Origin of the sequence: Gordonia heveisoli (assembly GCF_030315745.1) — a bacterium.
Lineage (GTDB): Bacteria > Actinomycetota > Actinomycetes > Mycobacteriales > Mycobacteriaceae > Gordonia.
This window is the reverse complement of sequence record NZ_JASXSH010000031.1, coordinates 1-22,530: the sequence shown is the minus strand read 5'-3', so window position 1 is coordinate 22,530 and position 22,530 is coordinate 1. Positions and strand designations below refer to the sequence as shown.

Annotated in this window: 25 protein-coding genes and 1 pseudogene; 5 read left to right on the top strand and 21 right to left on the bottom strand. The window is 66.6% G+C overall.

Annotated features, from left to right (window positions below; genetic code table 11):
- Nucleotides 1–7 precede the first annotated feature (7 nt).
- The 9 genes from QSJ18_RS19280 to QSJ18_RS19240 are packed head-to-tail and all read right to left on the bottom strand — an operon-like array spanning nucleotide 8 to nucleotide 8,564.
- Nucleotides 8–679: a hypothetical protein gene (locus tag QSJ18_RS19280; RefSeq protein ID WP_286328269.1), complete on the bottom strand. Its 672-nt coding sequence runs from the start codon at nucleotides 677–679 to the stop codon at nucleotides 8–10.
- 53 nt (nucleotides 680–732) lie between these two features.
- Nucleotides 733–1,692, bottom strand: coding sequence for an MlaD family protein (locus tag QSJ18_RS19275; protein ID WP_286328268.1), 960 nt, complete (start codon nucleotides 1,690–1,692; stop codon nucleotides 733–735).
- Nucleotides 1,689–2,756, bottom strand: a complete 1,068-nt coding sequence (locus QSJ18_RS19270) for an MlaD family protein (RefSeq protein ID WP_286328267.1) — start codon at nucleotides 2,754–2,756, stop codon at nucleotides 1,689–1,691. Before QSJ18_RS19270 ends, QSJ18_RS19275 begins: the two co-directional genes overlap by 4 nt.
- Nucleotides 2,753–3,832 (bottom strand): MlaD family protein, encoded by a 1,080-nt coding sequence (locus QSJ18_RS19265; protein WP_286328266.1) that lies wholly within the window; start codon nucleotides 3,830–3,832, stop codon nucleotides 2,753–2,755. The genes QSJ18_RS19270 and QSJ18_RS19265 overlap by 4 nt, the downstream gene beginning before the upstream one ends.
- 19 nt (nucleotides 3,833–3,851) lie before the next feature.
- Nucleotides 3,852–4,892, bottom strand: coding sequence for an MlaD family protein (locus tag QSJ18_RS19260; RefSeq protein ID WP_286328265.1), 1,041 nt, complete (start codon nucleotides 4,890–4,892; stop codon nucleotides 3,852–3,854).
- Nucleotides 4,889–5,899, bottom strand: coding sequence for an MlaD family protein (locus QSJ18_RS19255; protein ID WP_286328264.1), 1,011 nt, complete (start codon nucleotides 5,897–5,899; stop codon nucleotides 4,889–4,891). Before QSJ18_RS19255 ends, QSJ18_RS19260 begins: the two co-directional genes overlap by 4 nt.
- Entirely contained in the window at nucleotides 5,896–6,951 is a 1,056-nt protein-coding gene (locus QSJ18_RS19250; RefSeq protein ID WP_286328263.1) for an MlaD family protein, read from the bottom strand. Before QSJ18_RS19250 ends, QSJ18_RS19255 begins: the two co-directional genes overlap by 4 nt.
- Nucleotides 6,948–7,814 carry an MlaE family ABC transporter permease gene (locus QSJ18_RS19245; RefSeq protein ID WP_286328262.1) on the bottom strand — a complete coding sequence of 289 codons (867 nt, stop codon included), beginning with the start codon at nucleotides 7,812–7,814 and terminating at the stop codon, nucleotides 6,948–6,950. Before QSJ18_RS19245 ends, QSJ18_RS19250 begins: the two co-directional genes overlap by 4 nt.
- A 6-nt stretch (nucleotides 7,815–7,820) precedes the next feature.
- The gene (locus tag QSJ18_RS19240) at nucleotides 7,821–8,564 is read right to left on the bottom strand and encodes an ABC transporter permease (RefSeq protein ID WP_286328261.1); all 744 of its coding nucleotides are present in this window, start codon (nucleotides 8,562–8,564) and stop codon (nucleotides 7,821–7,823) included.
- A 203-nt stretch (nucleotides 8,565–8,767) separates the two neighbouring features.
- Between QSJ18_RS19240 and QSJ18_RS19235 the strand changes: the two genes are divergently transcribed.
- Both QSJ18_RS19235 and QSJ18_RS19230 read left to right on the top strand, forming a co-directional pair.
- Entirely contained in the window at nucleotides 8,768–10,000 is a 1,233-nt protein-coding gene (locus QSJ18_RS19235) for a CaiB/BaiF CoA transferase family protein (RefSeq protein ID WP_286328260.1), read from the top strand.
- Between the two features lies 1 nt (nucleotide 10,001).
- Nucleotides 10,002–10,601: a TetR/AcrR family transcriptional regulator gene (locus tag QSJ18_RS19230; protein ID WP_286328259.1), complete on the top strand. Its 600-nt coding sequence runs from the start codon at nucleotides 10,002–10,004 to the stop codon at nucleotides 10,599–10,601.
- Here the strand turns inward: QSJ18_RS19230 and QSJ18_RS19225 are convergent.
- Nucleotides 10,586–11,683: an FAD-dependent monooxygenase gene (locus tag QSJ18_RS19225; protein ID WP_286328258.1), complete on the bottom strand. Its 1,098-nt coding sequence runs from the start codon at nucleotides 11,681–11,683 to the stop codon at nucleotides 10,586–10,588. The two genes, QSJ18_RS19230 and QSJ18_RS19225, sit on opposite strands and share 16 nt — an antisense overlap.
- A gap of 80 nt (nucleotides 11,684–11,763) precedes the next feature.
- Between QSJ18_RS19225 and QSJ18_RS19220 the strand changes: the two genes are divergently transcribed.
- On the top strand, nucleotides 11,764–12,720 hold the full coding sequence (locus QSJ18_RS19220) for a dipeptidase (protein ID WP_286328257.1): 957 nt from the start codon (nucleotides 11,764–11,766) through the stop codon (nucleotides 12,718–12,720).
- 42 nt (nucleotides 12,721–12,762) lie between these two features.
- Here QSJ18_RS19220 and QSJ18_RS19215 read toward each other — a convergent pair whose 3' ends face one another.
- Entirely contained in the window at nucleotides 12,763–13,179 is a 417-nt protein-coding gene (locus QSJ18_RS19215) for a GlcG/HbpS family heme-binding protein (RefSeq protein WP_286328256.1), read from the bottom strand.
- A gap of 16 nt (nucleotides 13,180–13,195) precedes the next feature.
- Entirely contained in the window at nucleotides 13,196–13,972 is a 777-nt protein-coding gene (locus QSJ18_RS19210) for an SDR family oxidoreductase (RefSeq protein WP_286328255.1), read from the bottom strand.
- Between the two features lie 110 nt (nucleotides 13,973–14,082).
- On the opposite strand from QSJ18_RS19210, the gene QSJ18_RS19205 reads away from it, so the two are divergent.
- Both QSJ18_RS19205 and QSJ18_RS19200 read left to right on the top strand, forming a co-directional pair.
- Nucleotides 14,083–14,655: a TetR/AcrR family transcriptional regulator gene (locus tag QSJ18_RS19205; protein WP_286328254.1), complete on the top strand. Its 573-nt coding sequence runs from the start codon at nucleotides 14,083–14,085 to the stop codon at nucleotides 14,653–14,655.
- Between the two features lie 277 nt (nucleotides 14,656–14,932).
- Nucleotides 14,933–15,208 (top strand): hypothetical protein, encoded by a 276-nt coding sequence (locus QSJ18_RS19200; protein WP_286328253.1) that lies wholly within the window; start codon nucleotides 14,933–14,935, stop codon nucleotides 15,206–15,208.
- 78 nt (nucleotides 15,209–15,286) lie between these two features.
- Here QSJ18_RS19200 and QSJ18_RS19195 read toward each other — a convergent pair whose 3' ends face one another.
- From QSJ18_RS19195 to QSJ18_RS19155, 9 genes and pseudogenes are all read right to left on the bottom strand, one after another.
- Nucleotides 15,287–15,985: a hypothetical protein gene (locus tag QSJ18_RS19195; RefSeq protein WP_286328252.1), complete on the bottom strand. Its 699-nt coding sequence runs from the start codon at nucleotides 15,983–15,985 to the stop codon at nucleotides 15,287–15,289.
- Between the two features lie 207 nt (nucleotides 15,986–16,192).
- Complete coding sequence (locus tag QSJ18_RS19190; RefSeq protein ID WP_286328250.1) at nucleotides 16,193–16,615, bottom strand: hypothetical protein; 423 nt, start codon at nucleotides 16,613–16,615, stop codon at nucleotides 16,193–16,195.
- A 104-nt stretch (nucleotides 16,616–16,719) separates the two neighbouring features.
- Complete coding sequence (locus QSJ18_RS19185) at nucleotides 16,720–17,328, bottom strand: recombinase family protein (RefSeq protein ID WP_286328249.1); 609 nt, start codon at nucleotides 17,326–17,328, stop codon at nucleotides 16,720–16,722.
- Between the two features lie 169 nt (nucleotides 17,329–17,497).
- The gene (locus QSJ18_RS19180) at nucleotides 17,498–18,241 is read right to left on the bottom strand and encodes a hypothetical protein (RefSeq protein ID WP_286328248.1); all 744 of its coding nucleotides are present in this window, start codon (nucleotides 18,239–18,241) and stop codon (nucleotides 17,498–17,500) included.
- 118 nt (nucleotides 18,242–18,359) lie between these two features.
- The gene (locus tag QSJ18_RS19175) at nucleotides 18,360–19,085 is read right to left on the bottom strand and encodes a hypothetical protein (RefSeq protein WP_286328247.1); all 726 of its coding nucleotides are present in this window, start codon (nucleotides 19,083–19,085) and stop codon (nucleotides 18,360–18,362) included.
- 3 nt (nucleotides 19,086–19,088) lie between these two features.
- The gene (locus tag QSJ18_RS19170) at nucleotides 19,089–19,565 is read right to left on the bottom strand and encodes a hypothetical protein (RefSeq protein ID WP_286328246.1); all 477 of its coding nucleotides are present in this window, start codon (nucleotides 19,563–19,565) and stop codon (nucleotides 19,089–19,091) included.
- Between the two features lie 71 nt (nucleotides 19,566–19,636).
- On the bottom strand, nucleotides 19,637–19,900 hold the full coding sequence (locus tag QSJ18_RS19165; protein WP_286328245.1) for a hypothetical protein: 264 nt from the start codon (nucleotides 19,898–19,900) through the stop codon (nucleotides 19,637–19,639).
- A 6-nt stretch (nucleotides 19,901–19,906) separates the two neighbouring features.
- Nucleotides 19,907–21,319: a hypothetical protein gene (locus QSJ18_RS19160; protein WP_286328244.1), complete on the bottom strand. Its 1,413-nt coding sequence runs from the start codon at nucleotides 21,317–21,319 to the stop codon at nucleotides 19,907–19,909.
- 64 nt (nucleotides 21,320–21,383) lie between these two features.
- Nucleotides 21,384–22,530: pseudogene (locus tag QSJ18_RS19155) on the bottom strand (N-6 DNA methylase); the annotation flags it as partial.

Genomic DNA, 22,530 nt, shown 5'->3' with positions numbered 1-22,530 from the left:
TAACACCCTATTTGCCCGGCAACGGGGCCACGCCACCGCTGATGTCGGTGATACGCCAGTTCCCCTTGTCGATGGTGATCGGATACAGCGCGGTGGTCTTGACGCCGTCGGGCGCCTGCACGTTGCTGGTCGTCACATCGACGAACACCTGTACGTCGTAGGACCCGTCGCGCTCGGCGCTGATGTCACTACCGACGAGGGTGCCCGTCGAGACCCACTGTAACTGGCCGAGAAGATCGCGAAGCGCGGGTTCGCTGGTACTGAAGTGTCCGGCGAGTTTGTCGGCGACCCCGCGTCGCAGACTGGCGAACCAGGGGTCGAAATTGCGGTAGTCGATCCGCGCGGCGGCCACCGCATACTCGACGGCGATCTGCTGGGCGTGCCGGGCGTCGGCAGACGCCGCGCGTTCGGCATCGAGGTCGGTCTGCAGGCCGTTCATCCGGTTGACCGTCACCCCGACGACGACGGCCAGCGCGACGACGAGCACCGCGCACGCCACGGCCAGCGACCTCGTCAGCCGTGACCACGACCGCAGTCCGCCAGCCCGCTCGGGCTGATCAGCGCCGCGGGCCGGTTCGGTTTCCGGGCCGGTCTCGACTTCGGGCCCGGTCTCAGCTTCCGGCCCGGTCTCAGCTTCCTGCTCTACCTCGGTCTGCGCACTCTTGCTGTCGTCACTCATGGCGTCCTCCTCGTCGTCGGGTTGACAGTTGCGTTTCGTGGGATCGCGTCAGGTCATCTCGGTGGTGCGACGCGCAGTCGCAGCACCCCGTTCTCGTCGACAACGCGCAGTCCTTGCGCGGCGATGGCCGCCAAATTGATGCGCGCGGCGGGGGCGACGGCGGTGAGTTTGGGTTGCAGGACCGCCATGATCGCGGCGGTATCCGGCAGCAGCGTGCCGAGGTAGTCACCGATCTTCTGGGTGAACGGGATGATCACGTCGTACCAGCCGACCGCTCCCTCGGTGGAGGCGGCAAGTCCTGGCAGCAGACTCCACAGGGTCGCGAACGGGACATTCATATGCGCCAGTTTCGGTGCGGTGTCCCGCAATACGGCCGCGATCCGATCGTCACGCGAATGTAGGAGCAGTTGCTGGACGTGATCGAAGAGGCCGGCGAACTCGGTGCGGTAGGTCGACACAGTCCGTGCGGTACGGCCGGCGAAGTCGGCGATGATGGCAAGGTCGGCGTCGCGGCCTCGCCAGCCGTTGGTGATGGTGCGCGCCAGTTCGTTGAGCGCCTCGGGGTCGAACTGGCCGGTGAGGCCGCGCATGGCGGCGAGCATCTGCGCCACACTCACGCCCGGATCGGCACCGGCGCCCAGGTCCGCGCCGTCGGAAATATACGGGCCGCCGTCGGTGGTCGATGAGAACTCGATGTACTGCTCGCCGACCATCGACAGGTTGGCGACCCGGATCGTCGCGTCCGCCGGGATCTGCGCATCCGCGTCGATCTCCAGCGTGACCCGCAAGCCGCCCCGGCTAGTGTCGATCGCTCGCACCGACCCGACCTCGATACCGTTGTAGAGCACCGAGGAATTCGGTTGCAGCCCACCAGAACGATCCAATTCGACTGTGACTGTGTCGGTGTCGGCCAGCGGGTCGATCTTCAGGATCCCGACTGCGAGGTAGACGGTGAGCAGCACCGAGACTGCCACCAGGGCAACCAGCCCCACGATCGGCCGTGCGGCCTTCATCGCACCGCTCCGATCATGCGGAGCACCGCGGTGAGCGTTCGGGTGTCGACGGTGGGGGCCGCGGCGGGTCGGCCGTCGGGTGTGGTGACGTCGACGAGGTCGAATTGCGGGTGATGTAGCCACGGGATGATGCGGTCGCGCAGCATCCGGTCGAGCCGGGCGACATCGGCGGGCACCTGGGTATCGAGCCGCGCTGCGGTCGCGACCAGCGGGTCGACCACCGCGACCAACCCGTGCAGTGTCGGATAGCGCGGGATGATCAGGTCACCGATGGGAACGACGTTGGGGCCGAGGGCATTGAGCACGTTGGACAGGCCGAGGAACGCCGATACCGCACCCTGTACCCGACGCGGACCGAAGTCGAAGGCGAAACCGAGTTTCGCCGCGTTGGTGTCGAGGGTCCTGGTGATGGCGGCGATCGAATCGATGATCTTCTTGACCGACTCCCCCTCCGATGCCGACCGGGCGATCAGCGCGCGCAGGACTTCGATGCCGGTGTCGCGGTCGGTCACATCGGCGGGAAACGCCTTGTTGGCGTTGGTGACAACCCGCTGCAGCGTCGCCACCGTTCCGCCGTTGGCAAGTGCGGCGATGCCACCGAGTAGTTCTTCCACCTGCGGGGAGACCGCGGTGTGCGCGAGCCCGATCCGGCCACCGTCACCCAGGTAGGGGCCGACGGCGTCGGGTGGGGGTGTCACCGCGATGTAGAAATCACCGAGGAGCGTCGCCTGCGTCAGTTCGGCACGACTATCGACGGGTATCGCGACATCCCGTTCGATGTCGAGCGTCGCGATGGCAACTCGCCGCCGGCCCGACTGATCCCGGCCCAGCCGCACCTCACGCAGGACACCGATCCGGCTCCCGTTGAACAGCACCTTGCTTCGGGCGGGCAGGTTCAGCACCGACGGGAACTCGACCGAGATCGCATAGCTGGGCCCGTCGACCCGAGTGCCGGGCAGCGGGAGATCGGTGGGCCTTAGCGAGCAGGCACCGGTGACGAGGACCAGCATCGCGGTGATGGCCGCCACCGTCGCGTTCCGCATCGTCGCACCCGGCGCCCTCATCGTGTCCCACCCGTCGCCAGCACCATCTGTAGGAGCGCGAGATCGACCTTGCCGGGAGCACCGGCGACCGGCCGGCATGCTCCGGGCATCGCGGCATTCACCTGTGCGCACACCGCGCCGCTCGCCGTCGCCGACACCCGTACCCGGGGCGGGGTGACCGGTAGCCCTCGGACGGCCGAGGCCTGCACCATGATTCGCCGCAGACCGGCGTCGAGCGGCGGGATGGCCGCCAGGATCCCGACGATCTTCTCGGTCGGCAGTTGCGTCATCAGCGGGAGTAGCGCGTCGAGGACGGCGAAGGCGTCCGGCGAGTAGGTGCGGATCATCCGTAACAGCGACGGGGTCAGCGCGGTGGTCTCCACCACGGCCGGGTTGAGCACGGAGAACCATTCGTCGAAGGTCACCGCGAACTCGCCGAGTTTGGTCAGCCCCAACCGCAGATCGGGCCACCGTTGCACGAAGAAGCCGGTCAACTCACCGACATTGGTGAGCAGGGACCGCAGCTGCGCATCGCGCAGCGCCGGTTCGCCGAGTGCGGCCGCCAAACCCTTGATGGCGTCGTTGAAATCGCCGCTGGTCCCGCGCAGTGCGGTGTTCAGACGGGTCATCGCGTCGCCGACGATCCGCCGGTCGGTATCCGACCGTGCTGCCGCGGCGGTGACCTCCCGCGACAGTTTGTCGAAGGCCGCATAGGCCTCGCTGACGCTCTTGGGGGTATGCGTGCGCGACAACGGGATACATCGGGCCATATCCCACGCCGGACCGTCGCCGATCCGGCCCGACGGGATCTCCAGTCGGCGGTCGGTGACAATCGAATCCGAGGTCGTCACCGCCGACACATCGACCGGGAAATCCACTTTCGTCTCGAGGTCGAAACGGACCAGCACATGCCCTTTCGACGGCGATACCGACGTCACCTCGCCGATCTTGACCCCACGCATGGTGACGTCGTTGCCGGGATACAGACCGACCGCGTCGGCCATCTCGGCACAGCCACTGGTCTGCTCGTCGTCGCCGTCGACAAAGAAGGCGGTGAGTACCGCAACGCACGCGAGGCAGGCCAGTAGGGCCGGCACAAATCGCCATCGTCTCATCTCAGCACCGCCGATCCGGGCTCGGCACACACAGTCCGCGGCGTCCGGGTGGCCGTGGCGTCAGGGTCAGCGAGGGGGCGTCGAGGATCACCGATGACATGTCGAGGCCGGGCGTACGGCCGGGAAGTCCCAGTGCGGCACCGACATCGGACACGACGGCGCGCAGCTTGGCCAGCAGATCGTCGATGCGGGCCGGCTGCGCCTGCAGCCGCTTGAGCATGCCGAGGACCTTCGCGAACGGCGGCTCGATGGTTCCGGTGAAGGCGTTGACCGGCTTGCCGACGAAGGCGAACAGAGCTCCGATCGACCGGACCGTCTCCACCCCTTCGGCTTTCACCTGGTAGGCCTTGGCACCGACGAAACCGATGAGTCGCAGCATCTCCACCAGCTTGCCGCGACCGGCGTTGAGTCCGCCGAGGTATTCCTCACTGAGTGCGACCGCGGCATCCAGATCGCGCCCCCGATCCCCGACAGTGGTGGTCAGCGAGCGCATGTCGGCGATGATCTCGCCGATCGCGGTCGGCTGACCGTCGAGAACAGCGGTCACTTTCTCCAAGGTCTGCGAGATGGTGACCCCGTCCACCTTCGCGACCACCTCACCCGAATCGGCGATGACATCGGCCAGTGTGTACGGAACGGTGGTGCGATCACGCGGAATCGGGTTGGCACCCAGCGCGACCGAGCCGGCCGGCCGGAGTGCGAGGTAGTGGCCGCCGATGGCGGTGAGCAGCCGGACATCGGCGGCAGTCTGATCCCCGATGAACAGGTTGTCGTCGACGCGCAGGGTGACGTCGACCCGATCCGGATGGAGCGTGACGGCATCGACCTCACCGACGGTCACCCCGGCGATGCGCACCTCATCGCCGGTGTGAAGTCCACCGCTGCTCTCCAACGAGACGACTAACTCCCGATGTCCGAACGGATCGAGGTAGACGACGCCGCAGATCACCGCGAGCGCGACCGCCACCAGCACACCGGTGATACCGATACGTATCTGGCGTCGCTCGACCGACCGTTCGTCACGCTGCCGGGGCCCTCTCATCGGCACACCACCACCGGTACGCCGGCCAACAACACCTTGGTGGTCGCCGACGGAATCGCTTCGCCCGCACCGCACGTCAGCTTCGGGGTGCCGGCCGCGCGCACCGAGTGATCGAGCGCGTCGATCAGTGCGGGCACCTGACCGAGGAGGCTGGTGACCGAACCGACTCCCGGCACCCATTTGCGCAGCAGCCGATCGAGAGTGGCGAAGTTGCCGTAGTAGGCGCCCTCCAGCTCACCGAGCAGGGCACGCACCGGACCGAGACTCCTCGCCGCCAGCCGCATCGACGTCTGCGTCTTGTCGGCGGAGGCGGCCAGTACGCCGAAGGCGTCTCCCATCTTGGCGATCAGATCGTTCAACTGGGGCGATTTGTACCTGATCTCGGCGGCCACCCGACCGAGCTGACCGATCACCGTGGCGATCAATGCGGACCGGTCGGCGACCACCCCGCCCAGATCGCGAAGCTGGGTCAGCACCGACCCGACATCGCGGCCGCGGCCCTCGATGACGGCCAGCATGTTGGACATCAACGAGTTCAGCTGTTCTGGTTCGAGTGTGCCGAACAGCGGTCGCAGGCCGTTGAACATCTCGGTGATGTCGAAGGATCCGATGGTGCGGCTCGTGGGGATGACCTGGTCGGTATTCGCCTCCGCGCTCGGCGTGGCCGGGGCGACCAGATCCAGGTAGCGCTGGCCGACGAGGTTGAGATAGCGGATGGCGATCTGGGTGTTGCCGTATACCCGGCTTGATTCGAGTACCGAGAATCGGACCTGCGCCCGCATGCCGTCGGTCAGTTCGATCGATTCGACCTTGCCGACCCGGACGCCGAGTTCGCGCACATCATTTCCCACCGACAGCCCGGACACGTCGGTGAACTCCGCGGTGTAGTCGTGCTGCGGCCCGGAGACCGAGGGGTCGAGAGCCTCCACGATCACCCATCCGGCGATCAGCATGGCGACCACGAAGGCGGCGAATGCTGCTGTCGCGGTGGGTCGTACCCGGTTCATCGGCCGCCCTGTCGGCTTCGGCGACCGGCGTCCATTCCGGCCAGCGCCGAGGTGATCTGCGGCATCGAGGTCAACGCCGCACCGAGCCGCAGGCGCACGCCGTCGTCGCGGCGGACGAAGGTCTTGTCCAGCCGGCGCAACAGTTCCAGGGTGTCGCCGGCAGCCGCAGGCACCGTGGCAAGGGTGTACCCCATCGGCGCCCCCAGGGTCAGCGAGGCGTCGAGCACGGTGGCCAGCTCGACCGGGCTCGCCCCGACGACCTGCCCGAGGGTGATGAAGGTCTGCACCAGACCGGTCAGCGCGCCGGTCACCTTCTTCTCCTGCACCGGATCGGCATACATCTCGGTCTTCTCCACCAGCGTCGTGAACAGCGTGACGAACGGCTCGGTCATCCGGTTGCCGGCATCGACAAGGTCGGTGGAGATGCGCAACACCTGGGCGAACGGCATCTGCTGGTGCCGGTGCGCGAGGTCGAAGAGTTCGAATCCCGCAGAGATCAGCGGGCTCACCCCGGATACGACGCGATCGAGCCGGTTGATCATCGCGGTGACGTCGTCGCCGGTCAGGGTGGAGGTGATCGAGCCGATGTCACGCAGGACCGCGATCGCCGAAACATCCGCGGACTCGCCGGTCATCTCGACATTCGCGCCGTCGCTGAGCGTCGGGCCGGCTCCGGTTCGGTCCAGCTCGATACCGACCACCCCGAAGATGTTGGACGGAACGAACTTCGCAGTCAGCGCGCCGTCGATGTTGCGGGCCTGCTCGGCGTCGACCGCGACCCGCATCCGCTGCCGGCCGTCGGCGGTCACCTCGACACTCTCGACCCGGCCGACGAGCAGCCCACGGTACTTCACATCGGCACCGGCGGTGAGGCTGTCGGCGACCCGCGGCGAGACGACGGTCAGCTCGACCCGGCTCTCGAAGGTGCGCTGGCCGTAGAGCACCACCGGGGTCGCGACGGCGACGACGAGTGCGATCATCGCCACTCCCCACCATGCGAGCCGGCCGGTGGTCGGACCACGGCCGGAGATGTCCACGGGCGGGCCGATCATCCGGAGAACCTGAACCCGACGTCGGTACCCCAGAACACCAGGGTGAGCAGCATGTCGAGGACGACGATGAGAATGAAGCTGTACTTGATCGCACGTCCGGTCGCCGCGCCGACCCCTTCTGGCCCGCCGCGCGCGTAGAAGCCCTGATATCCGTGCACCAAGACGACGGCCACGATGAAGACCACCACCTTGATCACCGCGTAGACGACGTCGAGCGGTCGCAGGAAGGCGTTGAAATAGTGGTCGTAGGTGCCCGCGGACTGACCGTGGAAGCCGGTGATCACCCAGCCACAGGTGAGATAGGCCAGTACGAGCGTGATCAGGAACAGCGGCACGATGGTCACCACCCCCGCGATGGCCCGGGTGGTCACCACGAACGGGATCGGTGTGACCGCTTGCGCTTCGAGCGCGTCGATCTCCTCGGAGATCCGCATCGAACCGATCTCGGCGGTCATCCGGCACCCGGCCTGGGCGGCGAAGCCGATGGCGGCGACGATGGGTGCGATCTCACGGGTGGTCGCGTAGGCGGACAGGAAGCCGGTGAGCGGGCCCATGCCGAACATGTCGAGCGACCCGAACGCCTCCACCCCGATCGAGCCTCCCACCGAGACGCCGAGGACGACGAGCACCGCGACCGTGCCACCGCCGACGATGAGATTTCCGCTGCCCCACATCATGTCGCCGAGCACGGCGAGGGTCTGACGCCGATACCGCCGGAGCGCCTGCGGGATCGCCCCGATCACCAAGACCGTGAAGCGCAGCTGATGACCGAGCATCGCGAGCAGCCGCCGCGGCGTATCCGCGGCATGGACGATGTGCCGCGCACGCGGGTGGGTGTCGAGGTAGATGTCGATGCCGGTCATCGCGCCTCACCCGATCCGGTTCGTCACGAACATCGACAGCAGCTGGGTGGCAGCGAGATTGAGGACGAAGCTGACGACGACGCTGAGGACGACTGCGGCGTTCACCGCGTCCGCGACACCGCGGGGACCGCCCTTGGCTTCGAGCCCACGCTGGCAGGCGATCGCGACAACCACGATGCCGAAGATCTCGGCCTTGGCCAGTGCCGCCCACAGGTCGACGAGGCCGGCGAACTCGCCGAAGGACCCGATATAGCTGCCGGCGGCGCCACCTTGGAAGGCGACGTTGACGAAATATCCGGTGGCCACGCCGACGAAGATGATCTCGATGCAGATCAGCGGTGCGACGATCAGCACCGCGAGCAGTCGCGGCGCGATCACCCGGCGGGCGGGATCGATGCCCATGGTGCGCATCGCGTCGATCTCGTCGCGCACCGTTCGTGCACCGAGGTCGGCGGCGACCGCCGAACCCACCGCGCCGCCCAGCAGCAGGGCGGTGGCGATCGGCGCCCCCTGACGGAGCACTCCGAGCGCACCGGCCGCGCCGGCCATCGACGACGCCCCGATCTGGCCGGTCAAACTACCGACCTGCACCGAGATGATGACTCCGAACGGAATCGCGACCAGGGCCGCGGGCAGGGCCGCCACACCCGCGAAGAAGGTGGTCTGACGACCGGCCTCACCCCACGGAAAAGACCCCCGAACGGCGTCACGCACACCCCAGACCAGCGACGACACCACCAAGTCGATCAACCGACCCAGTGTCGCGACAGCAGCGCGAGCCTGCCTGATCGGCCGGGCCCCGCGCGCTTGTTCCAGGATGTTCAATGCCAAGGATCGTCCCCTCCGCGAGCCAGTCTGGCAGAGCTTTACGAAACTGTGTTCATTTTCAGAAATACGGCCGAAACACCGCCCCCGGGCTTGGCCGCGGGGTCGGGATTCGACAGACTGAACCCATGTCCGACACGACCGCACCCACTCCCGACGCACCGACGGGCCCCCTCGACGGCGTCATCGTCCTCGAGCTGGGCACCCTCATCGCCGGGCCGCATGCCGCCCGACTGCTCGGCGACATGGGCGCCGATGTCATCAAGATCGAGGCGCCGGGCCGACCCGATCCGATCCGCACCTGGGGACAGGCCGAGGTCGACGGTGAGCGCTTCTACTGGACCGTGCACGGACGCAACAAGCGTGCCGCCACCCTGGATCTGCGAAGCGACCGCGGGCGCGAACTCTTCCTCCAGTTGGCCGACCGCGCCGACGTCATCGTCGAGAACTTCCGGCCCGGCACCCTCGAACGCCTCGGCATCGGTCCAGACGTTCTGTCCCAACGCAATCCGGGCATAGTCGTCGTCCGCGTCTCCGGTTACGGGCAGTACGGCCCCGATTCCACCCGCGCCGGCTATGCCTCGGTCGCCGAGGCCGCCAGCGGACTGCGGTACCTCAACGGCTACCCCGGTCAGCTGCCCCCGCGTCTGGCGTTGTCGCTCGGTGACACCCTGGCCGGAATGTTCGCCGCCCAGGGCGCGCTCGCCGCCCTCTACCGACGCAGCGTCACCGGCAAAGGCCAGGTCGTCGACACATCACTACTGGAATCCTGTGTCGCCGTTCAGGAATCAGCGATCGCCGACTACGACATGGGCGGTGTGGTGCGGGGACCGTCGGGCACCCGGCTCGACGGGATCGCACCCTCGAATCTCTACCCCACCGCCGACGGTAGCCACGTGATCATCGCGGCCAACCAGGACTCGGTGTTCGCCCGCCTGTGCGAGGTCATGGGTGAGCCCCAGCTGGCCACCGACGAAAGATTCGTCGATCATGCCGCACGCGGCCGCAACCAGGACGAACTCGACGAACTGATCGGCGTCTGGTCGGCACAGCACAGCGCCGCCGAGCTCACCGAATCGCTGGGCGCCGCAGGCGTCGTCGTGGGACCGGTCAACACGGTCGCCGATGTCGTCGCCGACCCGCACCTGCGTGCCCGCGGCATGATCGCCGAACACTTCGACACCAGGGTCGGGCGCACAGTTCTCGGCCCAGGTGTGGTGCCGCAGTTCGCCGACACCCCCGGCGGCATCCGCAACGCCGGTCCCCCGGCGCCCGGTTCGGACAACGACGCGATCTACGGTGACGTCCTCGGCCTCTCGGCGGCCGAGATCGACGAACTGCGGGCCACGGGGGTCATCTGAGATGGTGGCCACGCCGAAGGGGCGTCGTACCGAGGCCGCCTTCCATCAGGCCGCGCGAAAGGTGTTCGCCGAAAAAGGTTTCCTGAACGCGAAGATCTCCGACATCGCCGCCGAGGCGGGTCGATCGGCCGGCTCGTTCTACAACTACTACGACAACAAACAGCAGTTGCTCGAAGCCTTGCTGGAAACCTTCAGCGACGACGTCCTCAATCGCGCCAAACAACGTCTCACCGCCGATCCGCGTAAGAACGTCGAGGAGGCGGTGCGGGCCTACTTCGACACCTATCGCGAGTATCTGCCGGAGATGATCGGCGTGTTCCAACTGTCGATGACCGACGAACAGTTCGCCCGGTGGTGGCGGGAACGCCGCGCCGATGGCATCGACGGCGTCTTGCGGGTGGTGCGGTCGGTCGAGAAGGAAGGCACCCAGGTCGACCTCGACCATGGGGTGTTCGCGTCGGCGATCGTGTCCATGATGGAGTCGTTCTGCTGGAGCTGGTACGGCGCGGGCGGGGACATCGGCGTCCCCGCCGAGGACGACGAACTCGCCATCCACACCTTGTCCGAGATCTTCGCCCGCGGTCTCTACAACGGCGGCTGACCGGGTGGCCGCCACGCCATCAGATGTGTGGGTATGGCCAGGGGCAGCGCGTCGGGCGTGATCCGCAGCGCGACGTCGCGCACGGTGGTCAGCGACGCCGACGCGGGAATCATCGCCGGCGTGACACTGCGCGCCAGCAGGTGTGCGGCCCGGACCCGGCGGATCCGGGCACGGTTGTAGGCCAACAGATCCGGGGCGTGATGGGCCAGCACCACCGCATCCTCGATGGCCAGCGCGGCCCCCTGACCCAGGTGCGGTCGCATCGCGTGCGCGGCGTCGCCGATGAGGGCCACCCGCCCCGAGTACATGCGCCGCGGCGGGCGGACCTCGAGGAGTTCGTCCCGATGCGCCAGCTTCCCTTCCGTGGCGGCGAGCACCGTCGGCACCGGGTCGGCCCAGTCGGCGAATCCGTCGAGGTCGTGAACCCCGCGCGGGGTGGCGGCGAAGACGTAGGTGCCGCGATCACCCAGTGGCAGGATACCGAATTCGCCTGCCCGGCCGGTCATCACACCGACCAGCCCGGGTGGCTCGATGTCGAGAACCCAGCGCCACGCGGTGATACCGGTGTGCCGAACCCGAGCCTTCGGCCACAGGCATCGACGAGTGCGCGAATGCACCCCGTCGGCGCCGACGACGAGGTCGAAACGGTGTCGGTGGCCGCCGACGTCGAGCGTGCCGTCGGCCGTCACCGCATCGACGGTGACGCCGAGCCGAATGTCTTCGGCGGGTATCTGATCGGCGAGGAGTTCGACGAGGTCGCGGCGATGCATGATGACGAGGCGGGTTCCGTCACCGTCGACCGATGACAACTCCCGACGCACCAGCGGACGGCCACGGGAATCGGCGATGATCCCGGAATGGCCCGAGAGCGACCTCGCCCGCACCGCCGCACCGAGTCCGAGCACCTCCAGCGCACGAACAGCGTTGGGCATCAGTGTGATTCCCGCACCGACCGCCTCAAAGGCGGCCGCGCGCTCGAACAGCGTCACCGACCAGCCGTGGCGCCGCAACGCGATCGCCGCGGCGAGCCCGCCGATGCCACCGCCGACGATGGCCGCCCGCATACCCGCTCCAGGATTCACCCGCCACCTCCGCTGACGACCCTACCGACGCGCGCGTCAGAGGAGAGGTCGGCGACCCGCAAGTGGAAGGATCGACAACCATGACGTCTCTGTTGTGGGATCAGCACACCTGCTTGCCGTTGCAGGTTGGCGCCGAGGTGGAATCGTTGACCGTCTACCGGCGTCGGGGCGGCGCACTCGTATCCGTCAACGCCGGGTATTCGCCGCACAGCTTCGCCGACACCGTGGCACTGCTGTCCCATTTCCGGGCGGCTGTCGCCGCACACCCCGATATGGACCTCGCCGACGACCTCGACGCGGTCGACGCGATCACCGCAGCCGAACGCATCGCCGTGGTGTTCGATCTCGAGGACTCCCGCCCCCTCGACGACGACCTCGACAACCTTTCCCGGCTGGCCGATCTCGGCGTACGCACCCTGCTACCCACCTACAACCACGCCAATCGCGCCGGCTGCGGATGTCTCGACACCGACGACACCGGCCTCACCGCGTGGGGGCGTGCGATGGTCGCCGAGATGAATGCCGTCGGCATCGTGCCCGACGGCTCCCACTGCAGCACCCGCACGGGACTCGACCTGTGCGCGACGTCGTCGGGACCGGTGATCTACAGCCATTCGTGCATGCGGACGGTCTGGGAGCATCCGCGCAACATCACCGACGACCAGGCGCGGGCCTGCGCCGACACCGGCGGCGTCGTCGGGATCACCGGCGTCGGGATCTTCCTCGGCCCCAATACCCCGACGCTGGAGGCGATGACACGGCATCTTGAGTACGCCGTCGACCTGGTTGGTGTCGATCACGTCGGCATCAGCACCGACTTCTCGTTCGACTACGACGATTTCGTCGGCGAGGTGACCCAGAATCCGCACCTGTTCGATGAGAGCTACACACGTTGGGGAACGATCCAGTGGATGCCGCCACAGACACTCCTGACGATCGGGACGCACCTCCTCGAGCGCGGCTGGTCGGATGCCGACGTCCGCGCGGTCACCGGCGGCAACTTCCGGCGCGTGGCCCAACAGTGCTGGCGCGTCTGAGGGCAATTCCGCCAATCCCCGGAAGCCGTCCGACGGCACAAGTCAGGATAGACCTGCTGCACTGGTGGCCACACGAGCCATGTCGGCGTCTTGCTCCGGCGTTCCGCCCGACACCCCAACGGCCCCACCCAGATGCCCGTCTTCATCGAAGATCGGGGCGCCGCCGCCCATGAGCAGCAGGCCCCCGTTGGTGTGGTCGAAATGCGGGACCGGCTGATCGAGGGTCAGCGGCGCATTGAGTGCCTCGCTGGGAGCTTCGAACATCACCGATGTTCGAGCCTTCGTGATCGCGAGGTCGTTGGAAGCGAGCCAAGCGCCGTCCATACGCTCGAAGGCAACCATATTGGCTCCACCGTCGAGAACCGCGAAGACGGCCCGAAGACCTAGTTCGTCGGCCCGCAACTGCCCGTTCGCAATGATCCGGCGCGCTGCCTGGAGAGTGATCGTGGGTTGTGACATCTGATTTCCTTCCCGCTCAGGAGTTCTGGGTCCACTCGGTGTGCTGCCAGGCTTTTGCTGCGTCGATGGTGGCCGTCGGGCGCATGGTCCGGTAGAGATGCTCCTCAGCCGGGATGATCTCGACCATCGCATCGATCATTTCCTGCGGGTTGTACTGTTCGGCGAGCGATGGGCCGAAGTCGGGCATCGGGACGTGCGCAGTCTCCGCGTCGTACCATTGCACGTAGCTCTCGGCTCCGGTGTCGTTGAATCCGGTCCCGAAGACGCCCGGGTTGACCGTCGCCACCTTGATGCCGAACTGTTCCAACTCCGCCTTCATCGATCCGGCTATCGCCTCGATCGCGTGCTTGGTGGCGCAGTACGCGCCCAGGAACGGAACTACCAGAATTCCGCCCATCGATGAGGTCCACACAATCTTGCCGCTACCGCGGGCGATCATTCTGGGCACGATCGCCTGTACCAGCTGCAGATGACCGAAGACGTTGATCTCGAACGATTCGCGAACCCGCTGGAGCGGGATGTCGACAACGGCTCCGCCTTCCATCACACCCGCGTTGAGAACCAGGACATCGACGTCGTACGAACTTGCGTGTGTGATGTCGATGCTGTCGAGCAGGTTGAGCTTGATGACCTCGAGAGTCACGCCGGCCTCGTGAGCGCCCGCCCGCAGACTTCGCACTTGCGGCCACGTCTCCGCCGTGGCGATCACTTCGTGCCCCTGGCGGGCGAGTTCGAGCGCGGTGCCGCGTCCGAAACCACTGCTGGCGCCGGTGATCAGGATCCTCTGTGGCATGGCAACAACCCTCACTTCGAGTGATAACTATCCAGTTACTTACCTTTGACAGTGTGCCATCCCGGAACCGAAGCGTCAATAACTAGATAGTTACCTTGTAGTCTGGTCATATGCCGCCAGATGCCACGTCTACGAAAAGTCGGATCCTCGTCGCGGCACGCACAGAGTTCGCCCACTACGGCTTGGCCGGCGCACGAGTCGACCGCATCGCCGAGAAGGCGGACGCCAACAAGCGCTCGATTTACGTCCACTTCGGCCCCAAAGAGCAGCTCTTCGACCTTGTCGTGGCACGCGCCCTCTCCGAGATGGCCGAAAGCGTCCCCTTCACGCCCGACGATCTGCCAGGTTATGCCGGACTGCTGTTCGACTACCTGGTGGCCGACCCCGCGATCCTGCGATTGATCACGTGGGCCGGACTCGAGCGGTCCGAAGCCACCGAGGAAGAGGTCCGCACCTACGCTCCCAAAGTCGACGCTTTGAACGAGCGGTACTCCGCCGACGGGGCAGATGTGCTCGCCTTGCTACTGGGGTCGGTCACCGCCTGGCCCGCGGCGTCCCCGGCGCTGCGTTCGCACACAAACGAAGATCCGTGGTCGAAGACTCGGCTACGGGCACATCGCGCCGTGGTGGTGCTCGCCGTTGAAGCCCTGGTCGCGGCGCTGGATCCCGCCGACCAAACCTAGGTGTCCACCGTGGCCCGAAGACGACAAAACCCCCGGGTGACCGGGGGTTTTGTCGTTGCCGTGGTGCTGCCGGGAATTGAACCCGGCGATACACCCTGTTCAGTGGGTCGAAATGGCGGTTGACCTGCACCTAACATCACGCGGGGTCGGATGGAATCGGCTGGAATCGTCAGTGATTCCAGTTGGAGTCCAGTTGAATCGAGGGCAGGTGCCGAGAACGTGACGCTGGGTCTGAACTGAGCTTCTCGGTGTCGGAGGCAACGGGGACACTGGACACATGGCTACCGATGACCTCTCCCCCGCCCCGTCCACCCTCGACATCGTGCGTCGCTTCGGTGACGACGGCGGTGACCTGATCGCTCTCTGCGGCCTGGCCCGGGCGCGGGCTGCCGGTTCCCCGGCGCTGTCCGGGCCGGGCTCAGCCGTGGCGCTGGTGTGGGGGGAGGGCGACGACGAGGCGGGGCTGCTGCGCCTGGCCGAGGCTGCTCGGCACGAAGCCTCGGTGCGGGCTGCTGCTGAGGCTGAGGCTGCGTGCGACGAGCCTCTGGGGTGAGTGAGAGTGGCAAAGGCGAGGCCCCCGTGGGATGTTCCACGGGGGCCTCGCCTGGTTCCTGGCTACGCGGTGAACTACCTACCTGACGACCTCAACTCGCTCGCGGATCGGCGCGTCGGGTGGCCCGGCCAGGTGCTCCTCCACGAAGATTCTCTTGCGCAAGGACCGCCCCGGCCCGCACGGCTGGCTCCGCCAGTGACCACGCACCCGGTGACGTGCCGAGAGTGTCCAGTGGCGCTCGTGGCTGGCCTCGTAGATCGCTGCGGGGATCGCGCGGCCCTGGCTGATGACCGTCACCGTCGGCTCGGGGATGTCGCTGTCCTGGTGGCGGCGACGGCGGGAGTTGCTGGACGGCGCAGGGTGCGAGTGGCCCAAGCGGGTACGCGGGGCGGAGCTGGACGACTCGGCAGCTTGGAAGGCACGACGGATGAGGCCCACGGCCCGGTGAATCGTGGCGTAGGTGCACCCTTCGTGCAGATCAGCGAATCCCTCGCCGATCACATGGCTGACGACTGTGCCGTCAGCACGAGCGGACACAGCGATGATCGCCGGGCGTGCCCGGTAGCCGTCACGAACCATCGACGGCACGAAGGCAACCACGGCGTCAGTACCCAGGCGTCGAAGGTTCTTGGCGATCACACGCAGGGCCGTGAGAGATTCGGCCTCCGATGTGATGACTCCGGCGTCGCCTGGTCCCACAGCTTGCAGTTCCGACAGCCAGAAGTAGCGGACACGAGGCACATCCAGAACCTCCGGTCGCAGCACCTCGTGCGCCAACGCGGGAAGGCCGGAGGGTTTGACGCAGCGGCGAGCGCAAGGCGGTCGAGGATAGCTGCCTGCTCGGCGTCGGTGAGTCCATTGTCGGTCATCGGGATTCTCCTGTGCAGGAACGGGATTCGGAACTTCCGTCACCAGGGGCCTCGGAGGTAGGGGCCGAGAACCCTGGTGACGGCCCGGCGAAGGTGCCGGGCCGTCCGGGGCGAGTCAGGCGGTCGGGCCGCTGATCCCCAGGGCCGCGAGGCGGTCGAGCAGGTCCGGGCGCTTGGCGACGGTCTCGCAGAAGCGATCCCAGCCGTGCGCCTCCACCCAGTTATGCTCGAAATCGCAGGCGTGGCGCACCTCGCCGTCGGCCTCCTCGACGCCATCGAGGTTTCGCTTCGCCGCGTCGGCGATGTCATCGGCGTCGGCACCCTGTTCCACGAGCTTCGCGAGTTCGCGCCAGCCGTCGCGGCGGTACTCCTCGGCGGTGTCGAGGCGGTCGGTCAGCGTGTCGAGGAGGGCGACGGCGCTGTCCTGCTCGCGGGCTTGCCAGTCGGTGCGGAGAGCCTGGTCCAGCCGAAGTCGGCCAGGAATCGAGCCAGGAATCGGCCCCAGAGGGGACGTAATCGGCCCGGAGGGTCGAGTCATGCCTGCCCGTCCCGCACGGCCGCACACGGGGCGTGAGCGACCCGTGATCCGAGGTGCCGGTCACCGGCGGCGGGGTCACCGGTCCACGTGGGAGGCTCGCCGGGTCACGCGGAGGCGAGTTCGCGGGACCGCCGCAGCGTCCGCATGACCGTCGAGCGGGAGACGCCGAACAGGGCGACCAGCTCATCCACCGGCTCGCCCTGGTCCCGTAGCCGCACCAGCCGGGCCTCGTCGGCAGCCGAGAGCCGCCGGGGCCGAGTCGCGTGCAGACCGCGTGCGACACGGGCCGCGCGGGAAGCGGCGCGGCGCTCCCGCCCGAGTTCGAGTTCCAGCTCAGCGACGCTCTCCATGATGGTCGCCACCATGCGCCCGGTCGAGGTCGAGGTATCGACTCCCTCCCGCAGCGCCCGGATGGTGACACCGCGACCAGTCAGAGTCTCGATGGCCTCGGCCACCTCCCGGACGGATCGGCCGAGGCGGTCCAGCGCAGCGACCACCAGCACGTCGCCGTCGCGGAGCCAGGCCAGGCACTCCCGCCACTCCGGCCGGTCACTGCCCGCTGCGCCGCTGGCCGTCTCGGTGAACACGCGGGCCGGAGTGACCCCTGCCCGGTGGATCGCGTCGAGCTGAGCGTCATGCGACTGCGATCCGGTCGAGACCCGGAGGTACGCCGCGACGTGGCCCGGGGTGTCGGTGATCTGCTGCTCGGTCATGGGCACAGAGTGTCACCGAGGTCTGACATCTGACACCGGTCGAGTGACACCGGATGTGACACTCGGCCACCTGGGACGACGGCGCGGCTGAGGGTCACCGTGAGCCCGGGTCAGTTCTCTAGATGTGAGACGGTCGGTGGTGGTGGGGACGGGGTTGGGGTGAGGGTGGCTAGGAGTCATCCTCGTCGGACATCTCTTCCCCCTTCTTCGCGTACGCCTTGACCCACCTCTCGACCTGGGCGGGATCACTCAGCGTGTCTCGCGCGGCAACCAACATTTCCCGATTGGCTGCCCTCAACTTCTCGATCAATTCGCGCATGTTTAGCACCACTGAGGACGCCTGTTGATCGGTGATCGGGAGGAACGACGGGTGAGGACCAGAATGTTCCTGCTCGTTGACTAGAACCTCTGTTTGGACCAGAAGGTTGTCGAGGGCGAAGGCTTCGATATTCCCATCCGTACTGAGGAACCTGTAGACGCGTTCGAGTTCCTCCACCAGTTCGTCATCAGGGCAAGTCATCTGAGCCACCAGCCCCTTCATGCTCGCTTTGTCTGCCGCGCTCCGCAACCGACCGAGGGTGCCAGAAACCGCCGCTCTCCACTCCTTGCTCTCAGGCTCTCTTCGATCTTCAACCATTAGCTCTATCAGGGATTCTGCCTGGTCGGAGACTTCGACCAGGCTCTCGGAAAAAGCAGCGATTGCCGTGCGACACTCTGTCGCCAGCTTGTCGTACCGCCCGTAGAGCGCGAGCTTGCGGTCCTTGTAGAACCCGAAGTACGCGGTAACCCCAGCCACAGTGAGAGCGACGACGGCGGCGATGGTCGAGCCGAGCCAGGCCCACTCATTCAGCTTCGTGAGCGTGCCTTTCGCCGCTTCGTCCGCGAGTATCCAGGAAAGATCGTTGCGCTCCACGACCGGAATCCTGCCACGCGCTCAACAGGGGTGCACAAACTACCGTCAACGGTGCCGAGGCAGGTCCGGTAGCAAAGGGAGCCGAGAGCCGGGAGTGAGGACTCAGGTGCGGAGGTCATCACGCACCTCGTCCCAGGGGGTCCGGCACTCCGGCAGCGCGGAGCGATTTCCGGATGTAGTGCGGGGTCCACCACTCCGGGAGATACCACGCGATGTCGGTCCAGGCCAGCTCCCAGGTGCCGCGCAGATGGGCGAGATACGGAGCGGCGGCAGGGTCGCCGCACTCGTAGCCCGTGATGAGAGCGGCGGGCAGGGCGAGGTCCAGAAGGTGCGCCACGAGCGGATCGCGCCCGATGTTGTAGCACGTACGCGGCCCATTCTCGGCGTTGTACTGGGCATTGCAGGTGATGAGAGGGTTCAGCAGGTGCAGCCCCAGCGCGGCGTGCTCGCATGGCCCGTCGTATTCCAAGAGCCAGTCGGGGCGGTTGTAATCGGTATAGATCGAGTAGGTGCCTCCGCTGAACTCGGCCTGAACCTGCTGCCCTCGCGGCAGATCACGCAGCGGGGAGAGCCGTGCCCACTCGGGGGTGTCGGCGGTGATCTCTCCGGTGGCGAGGGCGATGTCGGCGGGGTACCGCGCCATGATCGACGCCGTGGCTCCCGCCTTGGCCGCTTCGCGGAGCGTAGGCGGGAGTGCGTCGGCCGCATCCAGCTCGGTGTGGAGGTCGAGAGCAGCCTCGGCGCAGGCGCGGAGGTACGGAGTGCACAGCGGATGTGCGATCACCTCTGGCAGCAGCTCGCGGGGGAACCACGTAGTCGAGTCGGTGTCGGCGGCGGTGGTCATGGGTCAGTCCTCCCGGCTCATGGTCTGGTCGGCGAAGAACCCGCTGATCCGGGCGGCGGACACTCCGGCGGCGGCGCGCTCGGGGTCGTCCATCTCGTCGCCGGTGTAGGGCTCGGTGACCATGCTGCGGTCACCGTCGTGCACGGTCACGGTCTCGCCGGAGACCTCGGCCTCGACCCTCACCACCCGATTGATGGTCACGAGGTACCGGCCCGGCTCCGGCGTCATGGCGACGCGGTACTCGATCCCGGCGAACTCGAATCGGGTGCGACCGGCGGCGATCCGGCGGCGGACCGAGGTGAGGTGCAGTCCTGCGGCGTCGGCGATGTGACGGGCCGGGATGTGCATGGACACGGCGGCGTCGATCGCCGCGTCGAGGTCGGCGTCGGCGCGGTCGCGCAGGTGCCGGGCGTCCTCGATCCGGTCGAGTGCGGTCAGCTCGGCGGCGGTCAGTTCGCGGGGCTTCGGTCCGGGGGTCATGCCAATAGGGTAGTGCAACGCTACCTAGTTAGCAAGGCGTTACCGCAGGTCACAGACTTGCGGGTGAACTGTCAAGTGCCCTCGGGGCGTGCGACGGCGGTGCGGAGCCACCCGGCGAACGCGGTCAGCTCCACCGTGCCGAGGTCGTCGGCAGCACCGGACAGGGCTGCCTCGGCCGCGTCGAGCCGGGCATGGAACCCGGCCGGGGCGAGGCCGAGGCCGTGGGGGCTGGTGATGTACGCGCCGAGGTCGGTGGAGTCCTGCGCCCAGACCCAGGTGCCCGCCGCGATGATCTGCTGCACCTCGCGGAGCCAGGTCACGGGGTCGTCGGTCATGGCCCGTTACATCAGGGAGTCGGCGTCGAACGATCCGCCGAGCAGGCGCAGGTACTCGGCGCGGACGAGTGGGTGCAGTTCGTCCACGACCTGTAGGAGCAGGTGCGCGGCGTAGGTCGCAGTGCCATGCGATAGACCGTTCCGCACGACGCGGAGAGCGTCCGTCACGTTCTCCGCCTCCCCCGCAGCGGTGACCTCCCGGATGAGGGTGGTCTTGCCCAGCTTGCTCTCTACGTCGAGGTCGCTGTGGAGCGTGAAGTAGCTGCTCAGTGCCTCACTCAGGCTCGGCTGAGCGAATCGCGGAACCCGTTTTGCGAGCTTCCACTCCTGGCGCGTCAGTGTTCCGTCCTCCCTCATGGTTCTGAGCTTGGCGAGCAGGGAGTCTCGTTCTGCGGTGTGTTTCTCCTGCTGTGCGTCGAACTCGGTCCGGTGGTCGAAGCCGTAGCTCGCTTCAAGCCACTGCAACAGCAGGAGCAACCGAGCTTGGGGGTGCTGATCGTTGCCGAGGGCGATGGTGTTGTAGCCGACAATCAGCGGGTGCTCGGCTCGGTGTAACTCGTTCCACCGTGTGAGCGCCTGCACGAGCGAGAAGTCCTCATCCGACGCCGTGAACGCGAGAATGTCCGGTGATCTCCTGGCGCAGTAGTACGGTTCCTGCGACACCGGATTGGAGAACACCGAGGCCGTGATCTTGCCGTCGCCGGTTGTTTCGAGGCTGACGAGAGTTGCCCTCTCCCGCGCGCCCGTCGCGACCGAGATCAGCTCGACCAGCGGTAGGCACCACTGCCGCAGCCATGCTCGCGCGTCCATCGCGACGCTCGCCGTGAACTTGATCCACGGGGTGAACAGCACAGAGAGAATGAACGGGTCGATACTGCTGCGGTATCCGTAGTAGAACGTCGCCGACATCTCCGCACCAGGCCACTCACACTTCATCTCAGTCGTGGTGATACCGAACTCGCGGGGCGCGCCTCCGCTTGACCTCACGTTGCTCGCGATGGGAGGCAATCCGCTGAATCGCTCGATCTGCGTGACCTGGGTCGTCATCGCGGTGAACACGATGTCGTCGGCCAGTTCTTCCTTGCTGACTAGAGCGATGGCTCCCGCAACCCGGGTTCGCTCGGTGAACTCGGCAGTCAGCCATACATCGAAGAAGGTGACATGCTTCATCTGGCTGTCGATGTACCCGCGCACCACCGGGACATCGCGGCTCGTGGGATACCTCCGCGCGTACTGCCCACGCTTTCCAGGTATTGCTCCGTCGATCAGCTCGATCCGCGCGTAGCCGAGCGGGGGACGCCCGGCACGCAACTCGACGTGACCGCGCACCTGCTTACCGTTGATGGTCCACTCGCAGTCGTACTCACCCGGCTCGATGGAACCGTACTCGCGAAGGAGCCTGATCTCGTCTTCGGTCACATGCCTCATCGTCGCACGTCGTACACGGTCCAGTGTCGATCGTCATAGGCCGGCTCAGCCAGAATCAGAGAACCGGCGGGATCAGCTCAGCGACGGCAGCCTCGATGGCGTCTCCTACGCCATCCGCCTTCAACACTGCGCGGACGATCTTCCGGGCAGCCTGAAAAGTTCGTGCACCAGACACGTCAGCGGCCTGCGCCTTCTGTTCAGCGTCACTGGCGAGGGAGGCCAGCAGGGTGTGTGTCCGGTCCGTCGGATCGAACTTGGGAAAGGGGACGAGGAACACGTACTTGTCGAAGTGTCGGGCACCGAACAAGCCGAGGGTTTGAAGTGGCTTCACCCGTTCGAGCAGGGCTTCGGAGTTGAGTACCGCACATAGGTACGCGGCCTCGTCCACCGAGGGGACAGCAGACCAGTACAGCGACGTGTCGACTATCGCCGTGGGGTCACGGATGATCGTCGCGCAGAGGCTATTGCCTGCCTTGGTGTAGACGACTCGTTGGCGAGCTAGCGGGAGTTGGGCGGTGAGTTGTCCGTGGTAGTCAATACGGTCGAGCAGACGGGACGTATCTTGCGGGGACTTGTTCTTCGCCCATACGGACTCGGCCGTCTCCCACCACGAGGCGAGTCCCGGGTCTCGTGCAATCTCTGATTCAGAAAGCACCTCCGTGCCGCTGATGGGGAGTACAGCCTTTCGAGGGTCGACTGACCGGAACGGGAGAACGGTCTCGCCTAGATAGACCGGACGCACGTACTTCGATTCAACTCGTGCGGTAAGGGATGGGATCGACTTCCACGGTTCCTTCTCCAGCGTGGACCTGTGCGAAGTGACCGCGACGCGACCGGCACCAGGTCCCAACGGTCCGGCTGAGGTCTCGGTGACGAAAAGTGTCACACGCGGCGCGAGGACCGCTCCTTGCCGGAACTCGTCTTTGTACGGCGAGGTAGGAACTTCTTGCCCGGCGACGTGTGCGACGATCTCGCCGGGCGAAGTCGTAATCTTGGCCTTTGCCTCCGCCCACGGAATGTCGGCGCGAGCAAGCCTCCCGTTCCAGGCGATAGTGGCGGACGGCAGGCATGTTGCGGACGCCGATCGCTTTCCGAACACCACACACGAGACCATCGGGAAGCCAGTTGTTACGTTGGCAAGGTCCCAGCTTGCGGAGAAGTCAGCGGTCAGGTGTTCCGACTTCGCAGTCATCCACTTCCCC

Bases quoted from the DNA above. Each gene is read 5' to 3' on its own strand.
- QSJ18_RS19230 (WP_286328259.1), top strand. From the start codon at position 10,002: ATGGTGGCCACGCCGAAGGGGCGTCGTACCGAGGCCGCCTTCCATCAG.
- QSJ18_RS19270 (WP_286328267.1), bottom strand. From the start codon at position 2,756: ATGAGGGCGCCGGGTGCGACGATGCGGAACGCGACGGTGGCGGCCATC.
- QSJ18_RS19185 (WP_286328249.1), bottom strand. From the start codon at position 17,328: ATGACCGAGCAGCAGATCACCGACACCCCGGGCCACGTCGCGGCGTAC.
- QSJ18_RS19200 (WP_286328253.1), top strand. From the start codon at position 14,933: ATGGCTACCGATGACCTCTCCCCCGCCCCGTCCACCCTCGACATCGTG.
- QSJ18_RS19250 (WP_286328263.1), bottom strand. From the start codon at position 6,951: ATGATCGGCCCGCCCGTGGACATCTCCGGCCGTGGTCCGACCACCGGC.
- QSJ18_RS19170 (WP_286328246.1), bottom strand. From the start codon at position 19,565: ATGACCCCCGGACCGAAGCCCCGCGAACTGACCGCCGCCGAGCTGACC.
- QSJ18_RS19255 (WP_286328264.1), bottom strand. From the start codon at position 5,899: ATGAACCGGGTACGACCCACCGCGACAGCAGCATTCGCCGCCTTCGTG.
- QSJ18_RS19245 (WP_286328262.1), bottom strand. From the start codon at position 7,814: ATGACCGGCATCGACATCTACCTCGACACCCACCCGCGTGCGCGGCAC.
- QSJ18_RS19190 (WP_286328250.1), bottom strand. From the start codon at position 16,615: ATGACTCGACCCTCCGGGCCGATTACGTCCCCTCTGGGGCCGATTCCT.
- QSJ18_RS19275 (WP_286328268.1), bottom strand. From the start codon at position 1,692: ATGAAGGCCGCACGGCCGATCGTGGGGCTGGTTGCCCTGGTGGCAGTC.
- QSJ18_RS19280 (WP_286328269.1), bottom strand. From the start codon at position 679: ATGAGTGACGACAGCAAGAGTGCGCAGACCGAGGTAGAGCAGGAAGCT.
- QSJ18_RS19205 (WP_286328254.1), top strand. From the start codon at position 14,083: ATGCCGCCAGATGCCACGTCTACGAAAAGTCGGATCCTCGTCGCGGCA.
- QSJ18_RS19210 (WP_286328255.1), bottom strand. From the start codon at position 13,972: ATGCCACAGAGGATCCTGATCACCGGCGCCAGCAGTGGTTTCGGACGC.
- QSJ18_RS19260 (WP_286328265.1), bottom strand. From the start codon at position 4,892: ATGAGAGGGCCCCGGCAGCGTGACGAACGGTCGGTCGAGCGACGCCAG.
- QSJ18_RS19165 (WP_286328245.1), bottom strand. From the start codon at position 19,900: ATGACCGACGACCCCGTGACCTGGCTCCGCGAGGTGCAGCAGATCATC.
- QSJ18_RS19220 (WP_286328257.1), top strand. From the start codon at position 11,764: ATGACGTCTCTGTTGTGGGATCAGCACACCTGCTTGCCGTTGCAGGTT.
- QSJ18_RS19175 (WP_286328247.1), bottom strand. From the start codon at position 19,085: ATGACCACCGCCGCCGACACCGACTCGACTACGTGGTTCCCCCGCGAG.
- QSJ18_RS19235 (WP_286328260.1), top strand. From the start codon at position 8,768: ATGTCCGACACGACCGCACCCACTCCCGACGCACCGACGGGCCCCCTC.
- QSJ18_RS19215 (WP_286328256.1), bottom strand. From the start codon at position 13,179: ATGTCACAACCCACGATCACTCTCCAGGCAGCGCGCCGGATCATTGCG.